Consider the following 22,161-nt stretch of genomic DNA (forward strand, 5'->3'; position numbering starts at 1 on the left):
GGGGGCCGGTCAGAACACCTTGCCCGGGTTGAGCAGCCCCAGCGGGTCGAAGGCCTGCTTGATGCCCCGGTGCAGTTCCACGCTCACGTCGCCGAGTTCGCGGGCGAGCCATTCCTTCTTCAGTACGCCGACGCCGTGTTCGCCGGTGATCGTGCCGCCGAGTCCGAGGCCGAGCGCCATGATCGCGTCGAAGGACTCCCTGGCCCGCCGGGACTCGTCGGCGTCGGCCGGGTCGAAGCAGACGACGGGGTGGGTGTTGCCGTCGCCCGCGTGGGCGCAGACGCCGATGGTGAGGCCGTACTTCTCGGCGATCTCCGCCGTGCCCTCCAGCATGGCGCCGAGCCGCGAGCGCGGTACGCACACGTCGTCGATCATCGTCGCCGGTTTGACGGTCTCCAACGCGGTCAGCGACATGCGCCGGGCCTGGAGCAGCATCTCGGACTCGGCGGTGTCCTCGGCGGGGACGACCGCCGTGGCGCCCGCGGCTGTGCACAGTTCGCCGACGGCGGCGAGGTCGGCGGAGGGGTCGGGGGTGTCGAAGGCGGCGAGCAGCAGGGCCTCGGTGGTCTCGGGGAGGCCCATGTGCGCCATCCGGTTGACGGCCTGGACGGTTGTACGGTCCATCAGTTCGAGGAGTGACGGGGTGTGTCCGCTTTCCATGATCCGGCAGACGGCGTCGCAGGCGGCGGCCGCGCCGGGGAACTCGGCGGCCAGGACGAGCTGCCGGGGCGGCTGCGGCTTGAGTGCGAGCACGGCCTTCACGACGATGCCGAGGCTGCCCTCGGAGCCGACGAGGAGCCGGGTCAAGTCGTATCCGGCGACGCCCTTGGCGGTGCGGCGGCCGGTGGTGAGCAGGCGTCCGTCGGCGAGGACGACATCGAGGCCGAGGACGTATTCGGCGGTGACTCCGTACTTCACGCAGCACAGACCGCCGGACGCGGTGCCGATGTTGCCGCCGATGGTGCACATCTCCCAGCTGGAGGGGTCCGGCGGGTAGAAGAGGCCGTGTTCCCCGACCGCGCGGGACAGCGCGGCGTTGATGACGCCGGGCTCGACGACGGCGATGCGGTCGGCGGGGCTGATCTCCAGGATGCGGTCCATCTTGACCAGGGAGAGCACGATGCAGCCGTCGGTGGCGTTGGCCGCGCCCGACAGCCCGGTGCGGGCGCCCTGCGGGACGACCGGGACGCGCAGCGCGGTGGCGGTGCGCATGACGTGCTGGACCTGCTCGACGGTGCGCGGGAGTGCGACGACCGCGGGGGCGCCGGCCTCGCAGAAGCTCGCCATGTCGTGGGAGTAGGAGGCGGTGATGTCCGGATCGGTGATCAGGGCATCGGCGGGGAGACCCGCCCGCAGGAGTTCCAGGAGATCGTCCATGATCCAAGCGTGGCACCCGGGCCCATTGGTGTGAACCCGTCTGCGGTGACGTTCCCAAGACGCGGTGTGATCTTCGTACTGACGCACAGTGATCGGCATGGACGTCACGCCTCAGCAGCCTTCGAAGGCCCCCGGGCCGGACCTCGCCCCCGATTACGCCCCTGACGCCGACTGGCCCCCGCCCGGCCAGCCCCCGCCGGGGCTGCCGCCGGACCCGGTGTCCCTGGCCGAGCCGCCGCCCGCCACGATGCGGACGACGCTGCGCAGGGCCGCGTTCGGGATGGTGGCGGGCGCGGTGCTGGTGACGGGGGCGGTGGTCGCGGTGCCCGACGACGACAAGGACGCGGCGCCGCCCGTGCCGGGGCCCGTCTCGCGTGCGATGACCGCGACGGCCGCCGGCTCCCCCGCCTCGCTCTCCGACCTGACCGCGCTCATCGGGGACCGGCAGAAGTGGGTGGGCACGCATCCCTCGGACGCGGGGTCGTGGGCGGTGCTCGGGTCGGCGTACGTGGAGTGGGGACGGCGGGCCGCCGACCCGGCGTACTACACCCGGGCCGAACAGGCGCTGAAGCGGTCGCTGGACGTGCGGCCCGGCGAGAGCGGCAACACGGCTGCCTGGGTGGGCCTCGCCTCGCTGGCCAACGCCCGGCACGACTTCGTGACCGCCAAGAAGTGGGGCGAGACGGTACGGGCGCGGCAGCCGAAGGAGTGGACGGTCTACCCGGAGCTGATCGACGCGTACAACGGCCTCGGCGACCGGAAGTCGGCGATCACGGCGGTGGAGAAGTTCACCGCGCTGCGGGCCGGGGTGCCGGCGCTGGGCCGGGCGGCCGAGATGTACCGGGACCGGGGCTGGCGCGAGGACGCGCTGGCCACCGCCCAGGACGCGGCGAACCGGGCGACGGCACCCGCCGAGAAGACCGCCTGCCTCGCCCGGCTCGGCGAACTGGCCTGGGAGCGGGGCGAGCCGAAGGAGGCCGTGGCGCAGTACGGGGCCGCGCTGCGGATCGACAAGGGCCACCACGCCTCGCTGGCCGGCCGGGCGCGCGCGCTGGCGGCCCTCGGGCGCACCGACGAGGCGCTGCGCGACTACCAGGCGGCGCTGGCGAAGTCGCCGCGCCCGGCGTATCTGCTGGAGCTGGGTGAGCTGTACGAGTCGCTGGGGCTGGACGGCGACTCGGTCGGCCAGTACGAGAAGCTCCGCGCGGCGCTGGACGCGGGCAAGGCGCGGGGTGTGGACGAGTCGTTGCTGCTCGGCCGGTTCGAGGCGGCGCACGGGGACGCGGACGCGGCGGTGGAGCTGCTGCGGGCCGAGTGGGACCGGGGGCACCGCAGTGCGGCGGTGGCCGACGCGCTGGGCTGGGCGCTGCACCGGTCGGGTGACTCGGACGGGGCGCTGGAGTACGCGGAGCGGGCGGTCGATACGGGCGGCCAGAACGCCTCGTACGCGTACCACCTGGGCATGGTCCAGCGCGCGTTGAACGATTACGGGCCGGCCCGCCGCCATCTGGAGGAGGCCCTGCGGACGAACCCGAAGTTCTCCCCGCTGGACGCGCCCCTGGCGCAGGAGGCCCTGGACACGATGGGGCAGCCCCCGGCGGGCGGGCCGCGGGACATGCGGCCGGACCCGGCACCGGAGCCGCCGCGGGCGCCCGAGCCGCAGCCGGCCGCGCCGGCGGGGCCCGGCCCGGACGCGGGTCAGGTGCCCGGCGGCGCCCCGGCCCCGGCGGCGGGCCCGCCTGCCGGGCAGCGGGCGCGGCCCTCCGCGCCCGCTCAGCCGTCCGCGGTGCCCTCGGCGGCCGGCTGACCGCGGGGCGGGCAACGGGTGAGGGGCGGGCCGCCGACGGCCCGCCCCTCTGCTGGTGCCGCGGCCGTCAGAGGTTGCCGCGCTTCTCCTGCTCGCGCTCGATCGCCTCGAACAGGGCCTTGAAGTTGCCCTTGCCGAAGCCCATCGAGCCGTGCCGCTCGATCATCTCGAAGAAGACGGTCGGCCGGTCCTGGACCGGCTTGGTGAAGATCTGGAGCAGGTAGCCGTCCTCGTCGCGGTCGACCAGGATCTTCAGCTCGCGCAGGGTCTCCACCGGCACCCGGGTCTCGCCCGCCCACTCGCCGAGCGTGTCGTAGTACGAGTCGGGGGTGTCGAGGAACTGCACACCGGCGGCGCGCATCGCCTTCACCGAGGCGACGATGTCGTTCGTGGCGAGCGCCATGTGCTGGACACCGGCGGCGCCGTAGAACTCCAGGTACTCGTCGATCTGCGACTTCTTCTTGGCGACGGCCGGCTCGTTGATCGGGAACTTGACCTTGAGCGTGCCGTCGGCGACGACCTTGGACATGAGCGCGGAGTACTCGGTGGCGATGTCGTCGCCCACGAACTCCTTCATGTTGGTGAAGCCCATGACCTTGTTGTAGAAGCCGACCCACTCGTTCATCCGGCCGAGTTCCACGTTGCCGACGCAGTGGTCGATGGCCTGGAAGAAGCGCTTGGCGGGCGGCTCGACGATCGGGTCGGCCGCGACGAAGCCGGGCAGATAGGGGCCCTCGTAGCCGCCGCGCTCGACCAGGGTGTGGCGGGTCTTGCCGTACGTGGCGATGGCGGCCAGCACGACGGTGCCGTGCTCGTCCTTCACCTCGTGGGGCTCGTCGAGGCCGGTCGCGCCGTGCTCGACGGCGTAGGCGTACGCGGCGCGGGCGTCGGGGACCTCGATGGCGAGGTCGACCACGCCGTCGCCGTGGGCGGCCACGTGGTCGGCGAGGAAGCGGCCGTGGTCCGTGGACGGCTTGATGACGGAGGTGAACACGAAACGGGCCGAGCCGCTGGTCAGGACGTAACTGGCGGTCTCGCGGCTGCCGTTCTCCGGTCCGGAGTAGGCGACCAGCTTCATGCCGAAGGCCGTCGAGTAGTAGTGGGCGGCCTGCTTGGCGTTGCCGACGGCGAAGACAACGGCATCCATTCCCTTGACCGGGAAGGGATCGGCCTGCCGGGACGTCTCGGGGGTGCTGTGCATCGTCTCTGTCATATCCGAAGGTTCCCGCCACTCCGCAAGGTGCGCAACAGTTCGCGCATTCACTGGTCAATCTGCATAGCGGATGCCCATGATGGGCGGGCTATCTGTACATGGTGCTCATCACAGTGAACCCCTCGGAGGCGGACCGTGGCGATCGATCATCTGGACGGGCGGCTCATCGTGCTGCTGGCGCGTGAACCCAGGATCGGGGTCCTGGAGGCGTCGCGCAGGCTGGGCGTGGCGCGCGGGACGGTGCAGGCGCGTCTCGACCGCCTTCAGTCGAATGGCGTCATCCGGGGATTCGGCCCCGATGTCGACCCGGCGGCGCTCGGCTATCCCGTCACCGCGTTCGCGACGCTGGAGATCAAACAGGGCCAAGGCGCCGACGTACGCGCGCACTTGGGCTCCGTACCGGAAGTGCTGGAGCTGCACACCACCACCGGGCAGGGCGACATGCTCTGCCGGCTCGTCGCGCGGTCCAACGCCGATCTCCAGCGGGTGATCGACCGGGTTGTCGGATTTGATGGCATTGTCCGGGCCTCCACGGCCATCGTCATGGAGAACCCGGTGCCACTGCGCGTCATCCCGCTCGTCGAACAGGCGGCGCAGGACACCGACTGAGCCGAGGAGTGACGGGTGAGCTTCTGGGAGTATCTGGCGAACCGGCACCAGCAGTTGCTCACCGACGCGTTCCAGCATGTGAGCGCCGTCTTCCAGTGCATGGTCATCGCCACCGTGCTCGGCGTCCTGATCGGGGTCGTCAGCTACCGCAGCGGCTGGGGGGCGTCGGTGGCGATCACCTCGACGGCGACCGTCCTGACGATTCCGTCGCTCGCCGCCATCGGCCTGCTCATCCCGCTGGTCGGCCTCGGTGTGGCACCGACGGTGATCACCCTGACGCTGTACGGGCTGCTGCCGGTCGTCCGCAACTCGATCGTGGGGCTGCGCGGCGTCGATCCCGCGCTGGTGGACGCGGCCAAGGGCATCGGGATGTCGCGGACCGCGCGGCTGTGCCGGGTGGAGCTGCCGCTGGCCTGGCCGCCGATCCTGACCGGCATCCGGGTCTCCACGCAGATGCTGATGGGGATCGCCGCCATCGCCGCGTACGCCTCCGGGCCCGGTCTCGGCAACGAGATCTTCCGCGGCATCGCCTCGCTGGGCAGCGCCAACGCGATCAACCAGGTGCTCGCCGGCACGCTCGGCATCGTCATCCTCGCCCTGCTCTTCGACGCCGCGTACGTGCTGCTGGGGCGGCTCACCATCCCGAGGGGGATCCGTGTCTGAGACCGCAGCCGAGACCGGGCAGCAGCCCGCCGCCGACGCCACGTCCGGCGCCCCGATCCAGCTGGAGAACCTGTCCAAGCGCTACGCGGGCAACCCGAGCCCGGCCGTGGACAACGTCTCGATGGACATCAGGGCCGGTGAGACGGTGATCTTCGTGGGCCCGTCCGGCTGCGGGAAGTCGACCACGCTGAAGATGATCAACCGGCTGATCGAGCCGACGTCGGGCCGGATCAGGATCGGCGACGAGGACGTCACGGACATCGACCCGGTGAAGCTGCGCCGCAAGATCGGGTACGCGATCCAGTCGTCCGGTCTCTTCCCGCACATGACGGTCGCCGAGAACATCGCCCTCGTCCCGAAGATGGTGGGCTGGTCGAAGTCGCGGGTGAAGGAGCGGGTCGAGGAGATGCTCGACCTGGTCGGGCTGGACCCCCGCGAGTTCCACGGCCGCTATCCGCGCGCCCTCTCCGGCGGCCAGCAGCAACGCGTGGGCGTGGCGCGGGCGCTGGCCGCCGATCCGCCGGTGCTCCTGATGGACGAGCCGTTCGGCGCGGTCGACCCGATCACCCGCGACCACCTCCAGGACGAGCTGATCCGGCTCCAGCACGAACTGCACAAGACGATCGTCTTCGTCACCCACGACTTCGACGAGGCCATCAAGCTGGGCGACCGGATCGCGGTGCTGCGCGAGCACTCGCACATCGCGCAGTTCGACACCCCGGAGGCCATCCTCACCAACCCGACGGACGACTTCGTCTCCGGTTTCGTCGGCGCGGGCGCGGCGCTGAAGCGGCTCAACCTGACCCGTGTGCGGGACGTGGAGATCGCCGAGTTCCCGACCGTGACGGTGGACGACCCGCTCCAGTCGATCTTCAACAAGCTGCGCAGCGGTCCGCACAACGAGCTGCTGATGCTGGACCGCAGGAACCGCCCGTACAAGTGGCTGCGGCGCGGCGACCTGATGCGGGCGAGGGGTTCGCTGGCGCGGGCCGGGCAGCTGGTCCACGACACGGTGACCAGGGACGCGACGCTGCACGACGCGCTGGAGGCGGTGCTCACCGACAGCGGCGGGCGGGTCGCGGTGACCGGCCGGCGCGGGGAGTTCACCGGGGTCGTGGACATGCACACCCTGATGAACTCGGTGCACGAACTCCTTGAGGCCGACCGGCTCACCGCCATCGAGCACCAGCACGACCTGGAGGAGCTGCGCGTCCAGCAGACCGCCCAGGAGCAGGAGGGCGGTGCGGGCGCATGACCCCCGACTCCCCCTCCGGCTCCTCCCGGGCTCCCGGCCGGGGCCGGCCGCCCGGCGAGCACGACGTGAAGGGCCTCGCCTTCCGCGACAAGGAGGAGGACGAGCCGGCCCCGGCGCCCTCGCGCCCGCCGCGCCGGATCACCTGGCGCAAGCTGGTGGTGCTCCCGGCGGCGCTGGCGGTGGTGCTGGTCCTCACGTACATCTGGATCAACAACGTCCATCTGGACTCGATCGCGGAGAACTCGCTGGCCGGCGACACGGTCCAGGTGCGCTGGTGGCAGCACGTGAGGCTGACCGCGATCTCGACGTTCTGGGTGCTGATCATCGCCATCCCGCTGGGCATCGCGCTGACCCGGCGCGGTGTGAGCAGGGCGGCGCCCGTGGTCACGGCCATCGCCAACATCGGGCAGGCGACCCCGGCGATCGGCCTGCTGGCCCTGCTGGTGATCTGGCTCGGCATCGGCCCGTCGACGGCCATCACCGGCATGGTGATCTACGCGGTGCTGCCGGTGCTCTCCAACACGGTCGCCGGCCTCAAGGCGATCGAGCCGAGCATGGTGGAGGCGTCGCGCGGCATCGGCATGTCGGCCATGGGCACCCTCACCAAGGTCGAACTCCCCCTCGCCGTCCCGCTGATCCTGGCCGGTGTCCGCACCGCGCTCGTCCTGAACGTCGGCACGGCGACCCTGGCGACGTTCGGGGGCGGCGGCGGGCTCGGCGACCTGATCACCTCGGGCATCCAGACCCAGCGCATGCCGGTGCTCGTGCTCGGCTCCGTGCTGACGGTGGTGCTGGCGCTCCTGGTGGACTGGCTGGCCTCGCTGGCCGAGGTGGCGCTCACCCCGCGCGGACTGGAGGTGGGGCGATGAGGACCCGGCGGACGGCGCGGCGGGCGGCACGGCGGATGCGTACGGCCCTGTTGGGCGGGGCGGCGCTGGCCCTGGTGCTGGCCGGGTGCGGGCTGAAGAGCGGTTCCCCGATGGTGGACGACGTGGCGCCCGGGTCGGTCGGGCAGGGGCAGCCGCTGGACGGCGCGTCGCTGACGGTCACCTCGAAGAACTTCAGCGAGAACATCGTCCTGGGCCAGATGATCGGCCTCGTCTTCAAGGCGGCCGGGGCGGAGGTCCTGGACCGGACGAACCTGCCCGGCTCGATCAGCGCGCGCGAGGCGATCGTCAAGGGCGACGCGGACGCGATGTACGAGTACACGGGCACCGGCTGGATCACCTACCTCGGGCACGCGAAGCCGATCACCGACCCGATGGAGCAGTGGCGTGCGGTGCGCGACGCGGACCTCAGGAAGGGGGTGACCTGGCTGCGGCCCTCCACCCTCAACAACACCTACGCGCTCGCCATCAGCCGGAAGAACAACGCGAAGTACCACCTCAGGACGCTCTCCGACGTCGCCGCCCTGGCGAAGAAGAACCCGTCGGCGGTGACGGTCTGCGTGGAGAACGAGTTCGCCTCGCGCGACGACGGGCTGCCCGGCATGGAGAAGGCGTACGGGATGTCCCTGCCGGCCGGCAACATCAAGAAGATGGACGCGGGCATCGTCTACACCCAGGTCTCGAAGTCCAACTCCTGCCTGCTGGGCGAGGTGTTCACCACGGACGGCCGCATCAAGGCGATGCACCTGGACGTCCTGGAGGACAACAAGCACTTCTTCCCCAACTACAACGCGGCGCCCGTCGTGCACACCGCGACGCTGGACAAGTACCCGGAGATCGCCGGCCTCCTGAACCCGCTCAGCGCCCGGCTGACGACGGAGGTCGCACAGGTGCTGAACGCCAAGGTGGACGTGGACGGCGAGGACCCGCACGAGGTGGCGAAGGACTGGCTGATCGAGGAGGGGTTCATCAAGGAGGGGTGAGAGCCGGGAGAACCGACCTCGAGAAGTTGCAAAGATTCTTTGCAAAGCCCTGTTGCAAAAGCTTCTTTGCAACTCTACTGTTGAGCCATGCCCACCAAGGAACCGAACGACGACCACACCGCCACGGCGCCCGACCCCAACGTCCTCAGCATCGACGCCCGCGCCCTGCGCGGACTCGCCCACCCGCTGCGGCTGCGCCTGCTCAGCGCCCTGCGGGAGTTCGGCCCCGCCACCGCCTCCGGCCTCGCCGACCGGCTCGGCGAGTCCAGCGGCGCCACCAGCTACCACCTGCGCCAGCTGGCCTCGTTCGGCTTCGTCGAGGACGACCCGACCCGCGGCAAGGGCCGCGAGCGCTGGTGGCGGGCGGTGCACGCCGGCGCCTCGTTCGACGCCGAGTTCCTGTACGACGCCGATCCCGAGGTCCGCAGCGCCATGGGCGTCGTCCTCCACGAGGTCGCGACGGTGCACGCACAGGAGCTGAGCACCTGGCTCGGCACGATGCAGGAGTGGCCGCGCGAGTGGTACGAGGGCTCGGACCTCAGCGACTTCAAGGTGCGGCTCACCCCGGACCTCTCCCGCGAACTGGCCGACAAGATGCACGACTTGATCAACAGCTACCGCGGACGCGTCCCCGAGGGCACCGAGGGATCCGCCGTCGTCCGCACCCACCTGCACGTCTTCCCACGCCCCACGGACTGAACCGGCTCGACCGTCCGGACCGGCTCAACCCCCTCAGCGAACCGAACCGAACCGAAGGGACCACCGTCATGCACCCCGAGGCCCACCTCGCCCTGTACCGCGTCCACAACACCGAACTGCGCTTCCACACCGAGAGCCTCCGTCGCGCCCGCCGCACCGCCCGGCGTCAGGAGCTGCGGAGCAAGCTGGGCTGGACCCTGATCGAGTGCGGCCTGCGCCTGGTACCGGCCCGCGCCGGCCAGGCCCACGCCGCTCGCACGGCGTAGCGCCATGGACGGGGGGAAGAACACGCAGCACACGCCCGGCCGGATGCCGCTCGTCGCCGTCCTCGCCGCCAACTCCATCTCCACAGCGGGTACCTCACTCACCCTGATCGGCGTCCCCTGGTTCGTCCTGGAGACGACCGGCAGCGCCGGGAAGGCCGGACTGGTCGCCTTCTGCGCGACGCTCCCGATCGTCGTCTCCGCGCTGATCGGCGGTCCCGTCATCGACCGGATCGGCCGGCGCCGGGTCGCCATCGCCTCCGACACGGTCTGCGGACTCGCCGTCGCCGCGGTGCCGTTGCTGTACTTCGCCGACGCGCTCGCCTTCTGGATGCTGTGCGCCCTGATGGCGCTCAACGGACTCGTCCACACCCCGGGCAACACCGCCCGCTACGTCCTCGTGCCCGACCTCGCCGAGCACGCCGGCACCACGCTCGCCCGCGCCGCCAGCCTCTTCGACGCGGTCTCGCGCGGGGCCCGGATGGTCGGGGCCGCGCTGGCCGGAGTGCTGATCGCGCTGGTCGGCGCCGAGACCGTGCTCCTGCTGGACGCGGCGACCTTCCTCGCCTCGGCGGCGCTGGTCGCGGCGGGCCTGCGGGGCGTACACGCGGCGCAGCCGGCCGAGGCCGCCGCACCGGTCTCGCTGCGCACCTACCGCCACGAACTGCGCGAGGGCTACGCGTACTTGTTCGGCAACCGGCTGCTGCTGGGCGTCGTGGTGATGGTCCTGTTCATGAACGGCACCGATCAGGGCTGGAACGCCGTCCTGCTCCCGGTGCACACCTCGGCCGAACTCGGCGGGGCGCGCGACCTCGGACTGCTCACCGCGCTGTTCGGGGCGGGCGGACTGACCGGCGCCCTCGTGTACGGCGCGGTGGGGCACCGCTACTCCGCGCGGGCCGTGTTCAGCGTGTGCGTGGTGCTGTGCGGGGCGCCGAGGTTCCTGGTCGCCGCGCTGACCGGTACGACGCTGCCGCTCGCCGTGACGATGGTCCTGAGCGGGATCGCGGGCGGCGTCCTCAACCCGATCCTCACGACGGTGATCTACGGGAGCGTGCCCGACGCGCTGCGCAGCCGGGTCTCCGGGGCGATCACCGCGGGCGCCGAACTGGCCATGCCGGTGGGCGGCCTGGCGGCCGGCCTGCTGGTGGAGAGCGCGGGCGCGGACGGGGCGCTGCTGGCCATGGGCGCGGTGTATCTGCTCGCCACGCTGAGCCCGCTGGTCTTCCCGTCCTGGCGGACGCTGGACGACGTGACGCCCGGGGCGGCCGGGGCGTCGGGAGCCGGTTCGGCCGAGACGGCCGGGGCGTCGGGAGCCGGTTCGGCCGACGCGCCCGGTGCGGCCGGTATGTCCGGTGCGCCGGAGGCGGCCGGGGCCGGGGCGCCCGAGGCGGCCCCGGTCAGCAGCTCGGGATCCTGCCCCCGTGATCCAGGGCCCTCAGCGAGTTCACCGCGTCCTTGAGCGTCGTGACCGGGATCAGCCGCAGGCCCTTCGGCAGCTCGGACTTCGCCTCCTTGCACTCGGCCTTCGGCACGAGGAAGACGGTCGCCCCGTCCCGCCGGGCCGCCTGAGTCTTCAGCGAGACACCGCCGACCGCGCCGACCTTGCCGTCCGCGTCGATGGTGCCGGTGCCCGCGACGGTGCGGCCGCCGGTCAGGTCGCCGCCCGAGCCGTCGCCGTCGAGCTTGTCCACGATGCCGAGCGCGAAGAAGAGGCCGGCGCTGGGGCCGCCCACGTCGGCCAGGTGCAGGGTCACGTCCACCGAGCCCGGCTTCCTGCCGAGGTGGTTGAGCGCGGCGTCGACGGCGTCGTCCTGGGACCTGGCCATGTCGTCCAGGTTGTGCTTCTCGATCTCCTTCTCGGAGCCGCCGGTCGGGTACACGGAGTCGCGGGGCAGCACGGCCCGGTCCGTACGGAACCAGCTGTCGACCACGTCACCGATGCCGACATCGGCCTTGGGCCCCGTCGCCACGATCGTCGTCATCCGCAGCTCGCCCTTGGTGTCCCGGGTGGGGGCCCCCTCGATACTGATCACCGGGGCCCCGTGATCGTCCCCCAGCACATTCGCGGTCGTCCCCGGCTGCGCCAACGTGAACGGCAACGGCGCGAAGGCGGCGACCCCGAGGAGGGCGACGACGGGGAGGCCGCAGAGGGCGAGGGTGCGGGGGCGGGTACCGGGTGTGAACACCCGCCCAATCTAACCCGCCCGTCACACCCGAGCCCGCCCGGGAAACCAGCACCCCAGGGCAGGCCCGCACCCCGAGCCCGGGAGTACCTGTCGAGCCCGCCCGGCGCTCGAGGGCGGAACCGGCCCGCCGGGGGCCGGCACCACGCGGCGGGCCCGCATAGCAAAACGCACCCGCCCGCACACCGCACCCGCGCTAACGAAGCGCGTCCGCGACCTCCCGGGCCGCGTCGATCACGCGGGGCCCCACCCGTTCCGGGACGGAGTCCGCCAGCATGACCACGCCGACGCTGCCCTCCACCCCCGTGACGCCCATCAGCGCGGCCGCCGCCCCGCTCGCGCCCGCTTCGAGTTCGCCGTGGGTCAGGGTGAAGGCCGTCTCGCTCACCGGCTTGCGGCGAGCGGCCAGGATCGCCCGGCCGGCCGCGCCCCGGTCGAGGGGATGGCGGAAGCCCGCCCGGTAGGCCACGTGGTAGTCGGTCCAGGTGGGTTCGACGACCGCGACCGCCAACGCGTCGGCGCCGTCGACCAGCGTCAGGTGGGCGGTGGCCCCGATGTCCTCGGCCAGCGACCGCAGCGCCGGCAGCGCCGCCTCGCGCACGAGCGGATGCACTTGGCGGCCCAGGCGCAGGACGCCCAGACCGACCCGTGCCCGGCCGCCCAAGTCGCGGCGGATCAGGGTGTGTTGCTCCAGGGTGGCGAGCAGACGATAGACCACGGTGCGGTTGACGCCGAGTTTGTTGGACAACTCGGTGACCGTCAGGCCGTGATCGGTGTCGGCGAGCAGTTTGAGGACACGCAGTCCTCGGTCGAGCGTCTGGGAGGTCTCCGCGGTCACGACGCCCTCTCCTCTGTGGTGAGCGGCGGCGGCTGGTTCCCGTGGATTGTGCGTCGCCGGTCCCAGCGGCGACGCACGGAGAGGCCGCCGGCCTGGCCAAGGCACCGGCTGCTCCGCGGCGGCGTTGCCACGGGGCGTTCACATTTTTGGGACAGTAGCGAGCGAGTCCGCTCAGCGGAAGACCTCGTCCAGAATCCGGTCTCCTCCAAGGACGCGACCGCGCCGCGGGAGCATAAGCGCCGGTCAGCGGCACGCCGGCCGATCACGGCGCATCTACGCGCGTCCATGTCGGCCGACTCCCCTCGCGACGCTCCGTAGACGGGACGTGAACCGGCGTTAACTCACCGTGAACATTTTCTGGACGATTTTTCCGTTGACGAGGACCTCGCAGGCCCTGATCGACCTCGTCGAGGGGTCCCGCACAGTGAAGTTGAGGGCAAAGGTGCCGTCGAGCCCGATGACCCGGGTGACGTAACCGTCGGAGGTCCGGTCCCCGGAAGCCGTGCGGCCGGTGACGGAGACCGTGGCGACGGGGGCGAAGCCCTTGCCGGTCACCTGGACGACCGTGCCGGGCGGTCCCTCGGGCGGCGAGAGCGCGAAGGACGCGCCGGCCGGCGCGGTGCCGTCCTGGACGGTGAACGCGGCGGTCTCGGTCCGGGGGTTGACGAGGACCTCGCGGACCTGGATCGCCACGGTGTCGGCCGCGCCCACGGTGAACGTCTGCGAGAACGCCCCGTCGAGCCCGACGACCTTGGTCCGCACCGGGTCGGAGGTCCTGGAGCCGTCCGCCCGCAGCCCGGTGATCGACACGGTGGCCACCTTCGCGAAGCCCTGGCCCAGGACGGTGACGGCGCTGCCCTTCGGCCCGGCGTCCGGGGTGAGGACGACGAACGTCGGGGAGACCGTCAGCTGGGTCAGCGCCTCGGAGACTCCGGCGGTGACCCGGAGGGCGTAGACCCCGCGCGGGGTGGAACCGGCCGGGGTGACCGTACCGGCGAGGGTGCCGTCGGCGGCGATCCGCAGGGTGGATCCGCTGATCCCGGCCGCGTCGCAGCCGCCGCCGTCGGCCGCGCACAGGGCGGCGGTGGGGGTGACGCCGGAGGGCCAGCCGTCACCGGTCACCCCGATCGTGGCACCGGGCTTCGCCTTGGCCGCACCGGCCGAGAGCGTCGCGGTGGCCTCGGTGACGGTGAACGGGGTGGTCAGGACGGTCGCCGGGTCGTTGCCCTCGTCCACCTGGACGGCGGCGACGGCGGGGTCGGAGACGGTGAACTCGGCCGAGAACGTGCCGTCGGGCCTGCTCTTGACGTAGACCGCGGTGTCGTCGAGCGTCGCCCCGGTGGCGTCGAGGCCGACTGTGTTGATCCACCGGTCCTGGTAGTAGTCGCTGCCGGTGACGGTGACGACGCTGCCGAGGGGCCCGCTGCTCCGGGACAGCGCGATCGTGCGGGGCCCGGCGGGGACGAAGGCCTGGACGGTCAGGGACGCGGTCGCCTCCTTCGTACCGTCGCCGACCTTCAGGAGGTACGAGCCGTCCGGCACCGCGCCGGCCTCCGCGAGGACCGCGTTGCCGGTGAGTTGGCCGGAGCCGTCGATGGCGAGGGTGGAGCCGGCGAACTTCCCGGCGTCGCAGCCGCCGCCGTCCGCCGCGCAGAGCGAGGGCACGGGGGTGGCGCCCGGGGTCCAGCGGCTGCCGGAGAGGGTGACGGCCGTGGACGGCCGGACGGGCGTGGTGGGGGCGATCAGGGTGGGCGGTTTCCCGGCGCTGCCCTCCGCCGTCACCGTGCCGATGGGCCCGCCGCCCGCGGTGATGGCGCAGGTGGTCTCGTAGGTGGAGCCGAGGACCTTGGTGCGGGTGAGGTTGCGCAGCGGGGTGAAGGTGATGGGCCCGCTCGCGTCGGCGGGGATGAGGAAGTCCCCCTCGTAGGGCGGGATCTCGATCGGCTTGCCGGACGGCACGTCGAGGTTGATCTGCGGCCCGGTGACGGTGACCGTGCCGGTGGCGCCGCCGGACATGGCGAGGTCGAGGCTCGGGGTGGTCGGCACGTCACTGAGGCTGAGCCCGCTGGTGGCGGGGGACGGGCCGAGCGTCACCTCGGCGTGCACCTTGCCACCGGGGTCGACCACGTCGGGGGTCAGCTCCACACCGAACTCCTGCGGCCCGTCCGCCTGGCCCTGGCCGGCGGGCAGCGTGCAGTGGACGGTGGGGGTGATGGTGCCGGCGTGGGCGACGGGGGCGAGGGCGACGGCTCCGCCGGTCCAGACGAGTACGGCTGTGGCGCCGAGGGCGACGGCCCGGCGTAAGGCCGGGCGGCGGCCGGGACCGCCGGTGGATCCGCGCTGCGCGAACATGTGGCTCCTCCGAAGGAAAAGGGAATGCGGAGACCCCGAATGCGGGGCGAAATGGCGGCGCCCGCCCGTTCCATTGCCGTACGGAACGGGCGACGGAACAGGCGGGCGTCGGCGGATCTTTCCCGGCCCCTTTACAGCAGGGTCAGGGTGAGCGTTGCGCTGTAATCTCCGGGGCGGGTGAATTCGGGAACGGTGAGTGCGAGTCCCGCGTCGGCGTCGAATTTTCCGCCGGTGAACGGACGTGATCCGTCCGGGTTCATCCGGCACAGGCTCGCCGCCTCGCCGCCGAGCGTGGTGGGCGATCCGGCCACCGGGGTCCCCACGCTGCCGTCCTGCGGGGTGCAGGCGGGTGCCCAGCGCACGGCTCCGGCCGGGATGGTGTCCCCGCCCGCGCTGGTGAAGGCGGTCAGGGTGCCGGTGAGGGACCAGCCGCTGTTGACGCCCCGGGCGTCCTCCACCTCCACCCGGTTGAGCCGGGCGCGCTGCACCCCGCCGCCCTCGCCGAGCACCGTCGTACCGAAGTCGACCGAGTCGCCGTCCTGGGTCATGGACAGCGTCCCGGCCCTGATCTCGGTGGTCAGGCGCTGCTCGGCCGTCCCGCCGCCGCCCCCGCCGCCTTCGGTGGTGACGGTGAACGGCGCGGTGCGTACGGTCGCCGGGTCGTTGCCCTCGTCAGCCTGGACGGCCGTCACCGCGTCCGAGATCACGGTGAAGTCGACGGCGAAGGTGCCGTCCGCGCCGCTCTTGACGTAGACCGCGCTGTCGTCGAGCGCGGTGCCCGAGGCGTCGAGGCCGATGACGTTGATCCAGCGGTCGGGGTTGTAGTTGCGGCCGCTGACGGTGATCACGCTGCCGACCGGGCCGCTGTCGGGGGTCAGCGCGATCTCCCGGTTGCCGGCCGCGACTGCCTCGACGGTGAGGGGGGCGGTGGCCTCCTTCGTACCGTCGCCGACCTTCACCAGGTACGAACCGTTCGGCACCGCCCCGGCCTCGCCGAGGGTCGCGGTGCCCGTGAGGGTCCCGTAGGCGTCGATCCGCAGGGTGTGCGAGGTGAACTTCAGCGGATCGCAGCCTCCGCCGCCGGCCGTGCACAGCGACGGCACGGGTGAGGCGTCCGGGGTCCAGCCGGAACCGCTCAGCCTGACCGCGGTGTTGGGGCGTACCGGGTCGGCGGGAGCGGTCAGAGTGGCCGGGTCGGAGGCGGAGCCCTCCGCCGTGACGGTGCCGACACCGGCCTCGCCGCCGACGATGTCGCAGGGCGTCTCGAAGACGGAGCCGAGCACCTTGGTCTGGGTCAGCGTGCGGACCACCGCGAACGCGATGTCTCCGGACGCGTCCGCCGGGACCAGGAAGTCGCCCTCGTACGCCGGGATCTCGATGGGCACCCCGGCCGGGATGTCCATGACGATCTCGGGGCCGCGCACGGTGACCGTACCCGTGGCGCCGCCGGACATCGCGAGGTCGATGCTGGGGATCGTCGGCACTTCGGCGAGGGCGAGCGCGCTGGTGGCCGGGGACGGGCCCAGCGTCACCTCGGCGTGCACCTTGCCGCCGGGTTCGACGACGGCGGGCGACAGCTCCACGTCCATCTGCTGCGGCCCGGTCGCCTCGCCCTGCCCGGCCGGCAGGGTGCAGTGGACGGTCGGGGTGACCGTCCCCGCCGCCGATTCCGGAAGGGGGACCGGGCGCGGGGAGGCCGAGGCACCGGCGCAGCCCAGCGACAGCACGAAGCAGGCAGCGAGCAGCCCGGTCACTCCGGGTCTTCGTCGTCGGATCACCTGACACCCTTTCCTGGAGCGTTGATTGCGCACATTGAGGAGGCCGCGTCCAGAGAAGTCAAGAGACACCGAATTGATCCTTTTCGGAGCGTCTCCGGCCGCCCCCGAAAGGAATTCCCGACGGTTTTCCGCAGCACCCCCGCACGCCTGTTGACTTCTTCGAAGATCACCGTTTCACTGCACCCGACATGCCGGGCCCGGCACGCAGATCCGTACGTACGAGCAAGGCATCGCACACGGCGCGTACGGCGAATCCGCGGAATTCAACCGGAAGGAGTTCCACCCGTCATGTCGATCTCTTCACGCGCTTCGAGGGCGCCGGGCCGAAGACGATTGCCGCTGGTCCTGGCGGCGGCGTGTTCGACCGGAGCGCTGCTCGCCCTGTCCGCCCCGACGGCGTCGGCGGTGACCCCGCTCACGGCGACGGCCACCTACGACTGCGGCTCCTGGGGCAGCGGTCTCGCCACCCTGACCGCCGCCGACGGCGCCTCGGGCAAGACCATCAAGGTCACGTCCACGGCGATCACGATGCCGGCCGGCACGAGCGCCGACCCGAACAGCATCACGACGACGCTCAAGCTCACCAAGAGCTCGGGCGGCGTCACCAGCGAGGTGCGGTTCTCCGCGAAGACCAACCCCGGTCTGAGCGGCGGCAATCCGATCACGCTCGGACCGCTGAAGCTCACCTCCGGCACGCTCGCGGCCGGGGACAGCACCGATTCCGTGGTGCTGCCCACTCCCCCGGGCGCCTCCAACTGGTCACTGCAGATCGTGGCCTCGTCCCCGACGTCCGCCACCGTGCCGTGTGTGGCGACGTCCGCCCTGTCCGCGCCGTTCGTCTGGTAGCGGGCCCGGTATGACGCCGGCCCGGGGCGGGGACGGCTGTCCCTGCCCCGGGCCGGTGCCCGCACGTGTGCCGTACGGGGCTCACCTCATCCGGGTGGCCCACTCCTGGACCTTCTTGATGCGCTGCTCGATCTGCCCGGCCGTGGCCTCCGCGCTCGGCGGCCCGCCGCAGACCCGGCGCAGCTCGGTGTGGATGACGCCGTGCGGCTTGCCGCTCTGGTGGGTGTAGGCCGAGACCATGGTGTTCAGCTGCTTGCGCAGGCCGAGCAGCTGCTTGTGCGTGACGACCGGCCGGTCCTCGGCCGGCTTCTCCAGCAGGTCGGCCTCCGACGCGGGCTTCTGCCGGCTGTGCGCGATCTGCCGGGTCTGCCGCTTCTGGAGCAGCAGTTGCACCTGGTCGGGTTCGAGCAGCCCGGGGATGCCGAGGTAGTCCTGCTCCTCCTCGCTGCCGGGGTGCGCTTGCATGCCGAACTCGGCGCCGTCGTACAGCACCCGGTCGAAGACCGCGTCGGACTCCAGCGCCTCGAAGGGCAGCTGCTCCTCGGTCTCCTCGTCCTCCAGCCTCTCGGCGTCGGCGAGGAGCTGGTCCTCCTCGGCGAACGGGTTCTCCTCGTCGCTGCCCTTCTTGGGCTTGTCGAGGACGTGGTCCCGTTCGACCTCCATCTCATTGGCGAAGTCGAGGAGCATCGGGATGGTGGGGACGAAGACGGACGCGGTCTCGCCGCGCCTGCGGGAGCGCACGAAGCGGCCGACGGCCTGGGCGAAGAACAGCGGCGTCGAGATGGTGGTGGCGTACACGCCGACGGCCAGGCGGGGCACGTCGACGCCCTCGGACACCATGCGGACCGCGACCATCCAGCGCGAGTCGTCCGCGCTGAACTTGTCGATCTTCTTGGAGGCGGCCTTCTCGTCGGAGAGGACGACGGCCGGTGTCTCCCCGGTGACCTTCTTCAGGATCTTGGCGTACGCGCGCGCCGACTCCTGGTCGGTCGCGATGACGAGCCCGCCCGCGTCCGGGATGCCCTTGCGGACCTCGGTGAGGCGTTTGTCGGCGGCGCTGAGCACGTTGGGGATCCACTCGCCGGTCGGCGCGAGCGCGGTGCGCCAGGCCTGCCCGATGGCGTCCTTGGTCATCGGCTCGCCGAGCCGGGCGGCGATCTCGTCGCCGGCCTTGGTGCGCCAGCGCATGTTGCCGCTGTAGCTGAGGAAGATCACCGGGCGCACGACGCCGTCGGCCAGGGCGTTGCCGTAACCGTAGGTGTAGTCGGCCGAGGACCTCCGAATCCCGTCGTTCCCCTCCTCGTACACGACGAACGGGATCGGGTTGGTGTCCGAACGGAACGGCGTACCGGTGAGCGCGAGCCGCCGGGTCGCCGGGTCGAACGCCTCCTGGCAGGCCTCGCCCCAGGACTTCGAGTCACCGGCGTGGTGGATCTCGTCCAGGATCACCAGGGTCTTGCGCTGCTCGCACCGGTTGCGGTGCAGCATCGGGCGCACCCCGACGCCGGCGTATGTGACGGCGACCCCGTGGTACTCCTTGCTCAGCGGCCCCGCGCTGTATTCCGGGTCGAGCTTGATCCCTATCCGGGCGGCCGCCTCCGCCCACTGCTTCTTCAGGTGCTCGGTGGGTGCGACGACGGTGACCTGCTGCACGACGTGGTGGTGCAGCAGCCAGGACGCGAGGGTCAGCGCGAAGGTGGTCTTCCCCGCGCCGGGGGTGGCGACCGCGAGGAAGTCGCGCGGCTGCTCCTGGATGTACTTCTCCATGGCGCCCTGCTGCCAGGCTCGCAGCTTGCCGGCCGTGCCCCAGGGGGCGCGGCCGGGAAAGGCGGGTGAGAGGTGGTGGGAGGCGGTAGTAGTCACGGTCTCCGGTTCGGGTCTCTCGGGTACGTGTGGCGCTGTCCGCAAGGGCCGGGCCGGCCCCGCACGCGATACGACAACCGGGCCACCCTACCGGGACCGGCACCCGGCTCCGCCGCGTACCGCACCGCCCCGCACGGAATTGCGACGGCTCTCACACGGGGTCGGCCGCCAGGTCGCGGAGACCCTGGGAGATGACCTTCACCTCGTCCGTCTCGCCCGTCGCGACTGCGATGACCAGGCGTTCCGCCGCGTCGATATCAGGGCGGAGATCGACCCCGTTCATGGCGAGGAAGGTGACGCACGACAGCCAGGCGGTGCGTTTGTTGCCGTCGAAGAGCGGACGGTTGACCGCCAGGGACTGCAGGAGTGCGGCCGCCTTGTCGATGACGTCCGTATATGCCTCCTGGCCGAACATGGACGCCGACGGCCGGTGGGCCGCCGACTCCAGGAGGCCGACGTCGCGGACCACGATCTGCATGTCCGGGCAGGTGTGCTCGGCGATGACGAGGATGTCCTCGGAGCTCAGGTAGACACAGCTCACTTGAGCCGCTCCATGAGCTCGCCCCACTTGGCGGCCTGCTCCTTGGCGGTCCGGCGGACGATGGCCTGCTGAGCGGTCCGGGCCAGGTAGTCGTCCACGGCCTGGAGCAGTATGGCGTGCATGCTCGTGCCCTCCTGCTCGGCGCGCTGCTTGAGGGCTGCGGTCTGGTCGTCACGGAGGCGCAGGTTCATAGCCATACCAAAACGGTACCACCACATGGGGTCAAACTGGTACCAGTTACGACGTCCGCACCCGCGCCGCCACCCACGCCCCCGCCAGTGCCACCGCCGCCATCGGCAGGAAGACCACCGCGAACGCGGCCGGGTGGGAGGTGGCGGAGCCCGCTTCCACCGCCTCGGTGGCGGCGTCCACCGCGCCGCCGCCGAGGGCCGCGAACGCGGCGCCGCCCGCGGCGAGCAGGAGGACGTTGGAGAGGCCGTCGGAGATCTGGAGGGCGGCCGAGTTGGCGCCGGCCTCCTCCGGGGCGGACAGCTTCAGGAGCAGGACGCTGGTCGATGCGATCACCATGCCCATGCCGAAGCAGCCGAAGGTCCAGGCGACCGCCACGGTCCAGACCGGCACGGAGTGGATCAGCACGGCCGGAGCCGCCGCGATGGCGGCGGCGACCAGGATCATGCCGCCGACCATCAGCCGCTCACGATGCGGTTCCAGGCGGGGCCGGGACTGCACGTAGGAGCCCAGCGCCCACGTACCGCCGCCGGCCGCGAGGGAGAGCCCCGCCAGGGTCGGGGACATGCCGCGCTCGGTGACCAGCATCAGCGGGACGAACGACTCGGCGGCGATGAACGACCCGGCGGCGACCCCGCGCAGCAGCACCACCGACGGCAGCCCGCGCGCCGCGCGGCCCGTGCCCGGGGGCAGCAGGCCCCGGATCGCGGGGACGAGCAGCGCGACCCCGGCGGCGGCAGGCAGCAGCGAGATCCAGTTCCGTTCCTGACCGGCGTACTGGAGCAGCCCGGCGCCCACCGAGATGCCCAGCGCGAGCGCGATGCGCCGGCGGTCGTACGGCTCGACGGGCGCCGCCGGGTCGGCGGGCCCGGACGCCATGCGCCGGATCTCGGGCAGCGCGAGCGCCAGCGGGAAGACGACCAGGACCGGGATGCCGACGAAGACCCAGCGCCAGCCCAGGTGCTCGGTGACGCTTCCGGAGGCCAGCGGCCCGACGACCGAGGGGATCACCCAGCTCGCGGCGAACGCGGCCAGGATGCCCGGCCGCAGGCGCTCCGGGTAGGCCCGGCTGATCACCACGTACAACGCGACGATCACCAGCCCGCCGCCGAGCCCCTGCACGGCCCGGCCCGCGATGAACATCCACATGGAGCCCGCGGTCCCGGACAGCAGCAGCCCCGCCGCGAAGGCGCTGATCCCGGCGGCCAGCGGGGCCAGCGGCCCGCGCCGGTCGGCCCACTGCCCGGACAGCACCATCGCGAAGAGGCTGGTGGTGAAGTACGCCGAGAACGCGAACGCGTACAGCGGGATGCCGTGCAATTCCCGGGCGGCGACCGGCATCGCGGTCCCCACGGCGGTCGCCTCGAAGGCGATCAGGAACACCACGGAGACGATGCCGATGCTCAGCGCCCGGTAGGTCCGCCCGAGAATCCCCTCCGGCGACGCGGTGCCGGAGGGGTCGGTGTGATCGATGGGGCCGGTGCCGTCGGTGGCTTCGATGAGGGGCGAGACATCGGCGTCACGCGGTTCCAGGGCGGTCATGAGCCAAGAGTAAGGGGCGAAACCCACGATGAGCCCTGTCGGAAGTCGCCCCGGCCCTCCACCCTTGGTCGTAGGCCCGCGGCCCGGATCGTGAACGCGGTATGGCAGTCGCGTTGCACACCGCCACGCACCCTTTCGCACCCCACCCGTCCGGGCCTACCTTCATTCCAGCGACACCACGCAGGACCGTGTGCCCGAGAGGCTCAGGGGCTCGACTGCAACTCGAGTTACACCGGTTCGAATCCGGTCACGGTCTCCACACCACCGCCC

Annotated in this window: 20 protein-coding genes and 1 tRNA gene; 11 read left to right on the forward strand and 10 right to left on the reverse strand. The window is 71.8% G+C overall.

Going from position 1 to position 22,161, the window contains the following annotated elements; genetic code table 11:
* Positions 1-9: 9 nt before the first annotated feature.
* Entirely contained in the window at positions 10-1,377 is a 1,368-nt protein-coding gene (locus B082_RS0132195; protein WP_018555903.1) for an FAD-binding oxidoreductase, read from the reverse strand.
* A 97-nt stretch (positions 1,378-1,474) separates the two neighbouring features.
* On the opposite strand from B082_RS0132195, the gene B082_RS0132200 reads away from it, so the two are divergent.
* Positions 1,475-3,184 carry a tetratricopeptide repeat protein gene (locus tag B082_RS0132200; protein WP_026250413.1) on the forward strand — a complete coding sequence of 570 codons (1,710 nt, stop codon included), beginning with the start codon at positions 1,475-1,477 and terminating at the stop codon, positions 3,182-3,184.
* Positions 3,185-3,251: 67 nt separating this feature from the next.
* Here the strand turns inward: B082_RS0132200 and hppD are convergent, their stop codons facing one another.
* Positions 3,252-4,397 (reverse strand): 4-hydroxyphenylpyruvate dioxygenase, encoded by a 1,146-nt coding sequence (hppD, locus tag B082_RS0132205; RefSeq protein WP_018555905.1) that lies wholly within the window; start codon positions 4,395-4,397, stop codon positions 3,252-3,254.
* 135 nt (positions 4,398-4,532) lie between these two features.
* Here hppD and B082_RS0132210 point away from each other — a divergent pair, with 135 nt between their 5' ends.
* From B082_RS0132210 to B082_RS0132245, 8 genes are all read left to right on the forward strand, one after another.
* Positions 4,533-5,006 (forward strand): Lrp/AsnC family transcriptional regulator, encoded by a 474-nt coding sequence (locus B082_RS0132210; RefSeq protein ID WP_018555906.1) that lies wholly within the window; start codon positions 4,533-4,535, stop codon positions 5,004-5,006.
* 15 nt (positions 5,007-5,021) lie between these two features.
* Positions 5,022-5,669: an ABC transporter permease gene (locus B082_RS0132215; RefSeq protein WP_018555907.1), complete on the forward strand. Its 648-nt coding sequence runs from the start codon at positions 5,022-5,024 to the stop codon at positions 5,667-5,669.
* Positions 5,662-6,924 (forward strand): ABC transporter ATP-binding protein, encoded by a 1,263-nt coding sequence (locus B082_RS0132220; RefSeq protein WP_018555908.1) that lies wholly within the window; start codon positions 5,662-5,664, stop codon positions 6,922-6,924. The genes B082_RS0132215 and B082_RS0132220 overlap by 8 nt, the downstream gene beginning before the upstream one ends.
* Positions 6,921-7,793: an ABC transporter permease gene (locus tag B082_RS0132225; RefSeq protein ID WP_018555909.1), complete on the forward strand. Its 873-nt coding sequence runs from the start codon at positions 6,921-6,923 to the stop codon at positions 7,791-7,793. Before B082_RS0132220 ends, B082_RS0132225 begins: the two co-directional genes overlap by 4 nt.
* A gap of 35 nt (positions 7,794-7,828) precedes the next feature.
* Positions 7,829-8,794, forward strand: coding sequence for a glycine betaine ABC transporter substrate-binding protein (locus B082_RS0132230; protein ID WP_018555910.1), 966 nt, complete (start codon positions 7,829-7,831; stop codon positions 8,792-8,794).
* 87 nt (positions 8,795-8,881) lie between these two features.
* Complete coding sequence (locus B082_RS0132235; protein WP_018555911.1) at positions 8,882-9,493, forward strand: winged helix-turn-helix domain-containing protein; 612 nt, start codon at positions 8,882-8,884, stop codon at positions 9,491-9,493.
* Positions 9,494-9,561: 68 nt separating this feature from the next.
* Positions 9,562-9,759: a hypothetical protein gene (locus B082_RS0132240; protein WP_018555912.1), complete on the forward strand. Its 198-nt coding sequence runs from the start codon at positions 9,562-9,564 to the stop codon at positions 9,757-9,759.
* A gap of 4 nt (positions 9,760-9,763) precedes the next feature.
* A complete protein-coding gene (locus B082_RS0132245) occupies positions 9,764-11,218 on the forward strand; it encodes an MFS transporter (protein WP_018555913.1) in 1,455 nt (484 codons plus the stop codon).
* Here the strand turns inward: B082_RS0132245 and B082_RS0132250 are convergent.
* The 4 genes from B082_RS0132250 to B082_RS37570 form a co-directional block, all read right to left on the reverse strand.
* Positions 11,157-11,945, reverse strand: a complete 789-nt coding sequence (locus B082_RS0132250) for a PDZ domain-containing protein (RefSeq protein WP_018555914.1) — start codon at positions 11,943-11,945, stop codon at positions 11,157-11,159. The two genes, B082_RS0132245 and B082_RS0132250, sit on opposite strands and share 62 nt — an antisense overlap.
* A gap of 193 nt (positions 11,946-12,138) precedes the next feature.
* A complete protein-coding gene (locus B082_RS0132255) occupies positions 12,139-12,780 on the reverse strand; it encodes an IclR family transcriptional regulator (protein WP_018555915.1) in 642 nt (213 codons plus the stop codon).
* A 336-nt stretch (positions 12,781-13,116) separates the two neighbouring features.
* Positions 13,117-15,132, reverse strand: coding sequence for a hypothetical protein (locus tag B082_RS0132260; RefSeq protein ID WP_018555916.1), 2,016 nt, complete (start codon positions 15,130-15,132; stop codon positions 13,117-13,119).
* 131 nt (positions 15,133-15,263) lie between these two features.
* Entirely contained in the window at positions 15,264-16,910 is a 1,647-nt protein-coding gene (locus tag B082_RS37570; RefSeq protein WP_158688924.1) for a hypothetical protein, read from the reverse strand.
* Between the two features lie 288 nt (positions 16,911-17,198).
* Between B082_RS37570 and B082_RS37180 the strand changes: the two genes are divergently transcribed.
* Positions 17,199-17,756 (forward strand): hypothetical protein, encoded by a 558-nt coding sequence (locus B082_RS37180; RefSeq protein WP_234018293.1) that lies wholly within the window; start codon positions 17,199-17,201, stop codon positions 17,754-17,756.
* An 81-nt stretch (positions 17,757-17,837) separates the two neighbouring features.
* On the opposite strand, the gene B082_RS0132275 is transcribed toward B082_RS37180, so the two are convergent.
* From B082_RS0132275 to B082_RS0132290, 4 genes are all read right to left on the reverse strand, one after another.
* The gene (locus tag B082_RS0132275; protein ID WP_037711330.1) at positions 17,838-19,619 is read right to left on the reverse strand and encodes a DEAD/DEAH box helicase; all 1,782 of its coding nucleotides are present in this window, start codon (positions 19,617-19,619) and stop codon (positions 17,838-17,840) included.
* A gap of 151 nt (positions 19,620-19,770) precedes the next feature.
* Positions 19,771-20,160, reverse strand: a complete 390-nt coding sequence (locus B082_RS0132280) for a type II toxin-antitoxin system death-on-curing family toxin (RefSeq protein WP_018555920.1) — start codon at positions 20,158-20,160, stop codon at positions 19,771-19,773.
* Positions 20,157-20,357 carry a ribbon-helix-helix protein, CopG family gene (locus B082_RS0132285; protein WP_026250414.1) on the reverse strand — a complete coding sequence of 67 codons (201 nt, stop codon included), beginning with the start codon at positions 20,355-20,357 and terminating at the stop codon, positions 20,157-20,159. Before B082_RS0132285 ends, B082_RS0132280 begins: the two co-directional genes overlap by 4 nt.
* Before the next feature lie 40 nt (positions 20,358-20,397).
* The gene (locus B082_RS0132290; protein ID WP_018555922.1) at positions 20,398-21,891 is read right to left on the reverse strand and encodes an MFS transporter; all 1,494 of its coding nucleotides are present in this window, start codon (positions 21,889-21,891) and stop codon (positions 20,398-20,400) included.
* A gap of 184 nt (positions 21,892-22,075) precedes the next feature.
* Here B082_RS0132290 and B082_RS0132295 point away from each other — a divergent pair.
* Positions 22,076-22,150, forward strand: a tRNA-Cys gene (locus tag B082_RS0132295).
* The last annotated feature ends 11 nt before the right edge of the window (positions 22,151-22,161 follow it).

Origin of the sequence: Streptomyces sp. ATexAB-D23, assembly GCF_000373645.1 — a bacterium.
GTDB lineage: Bacteria > Actinomycetota > Actinomycetes > Streptomycetales > Streptomycetaceae > Streptomyces > Streptomyces castrisilvae.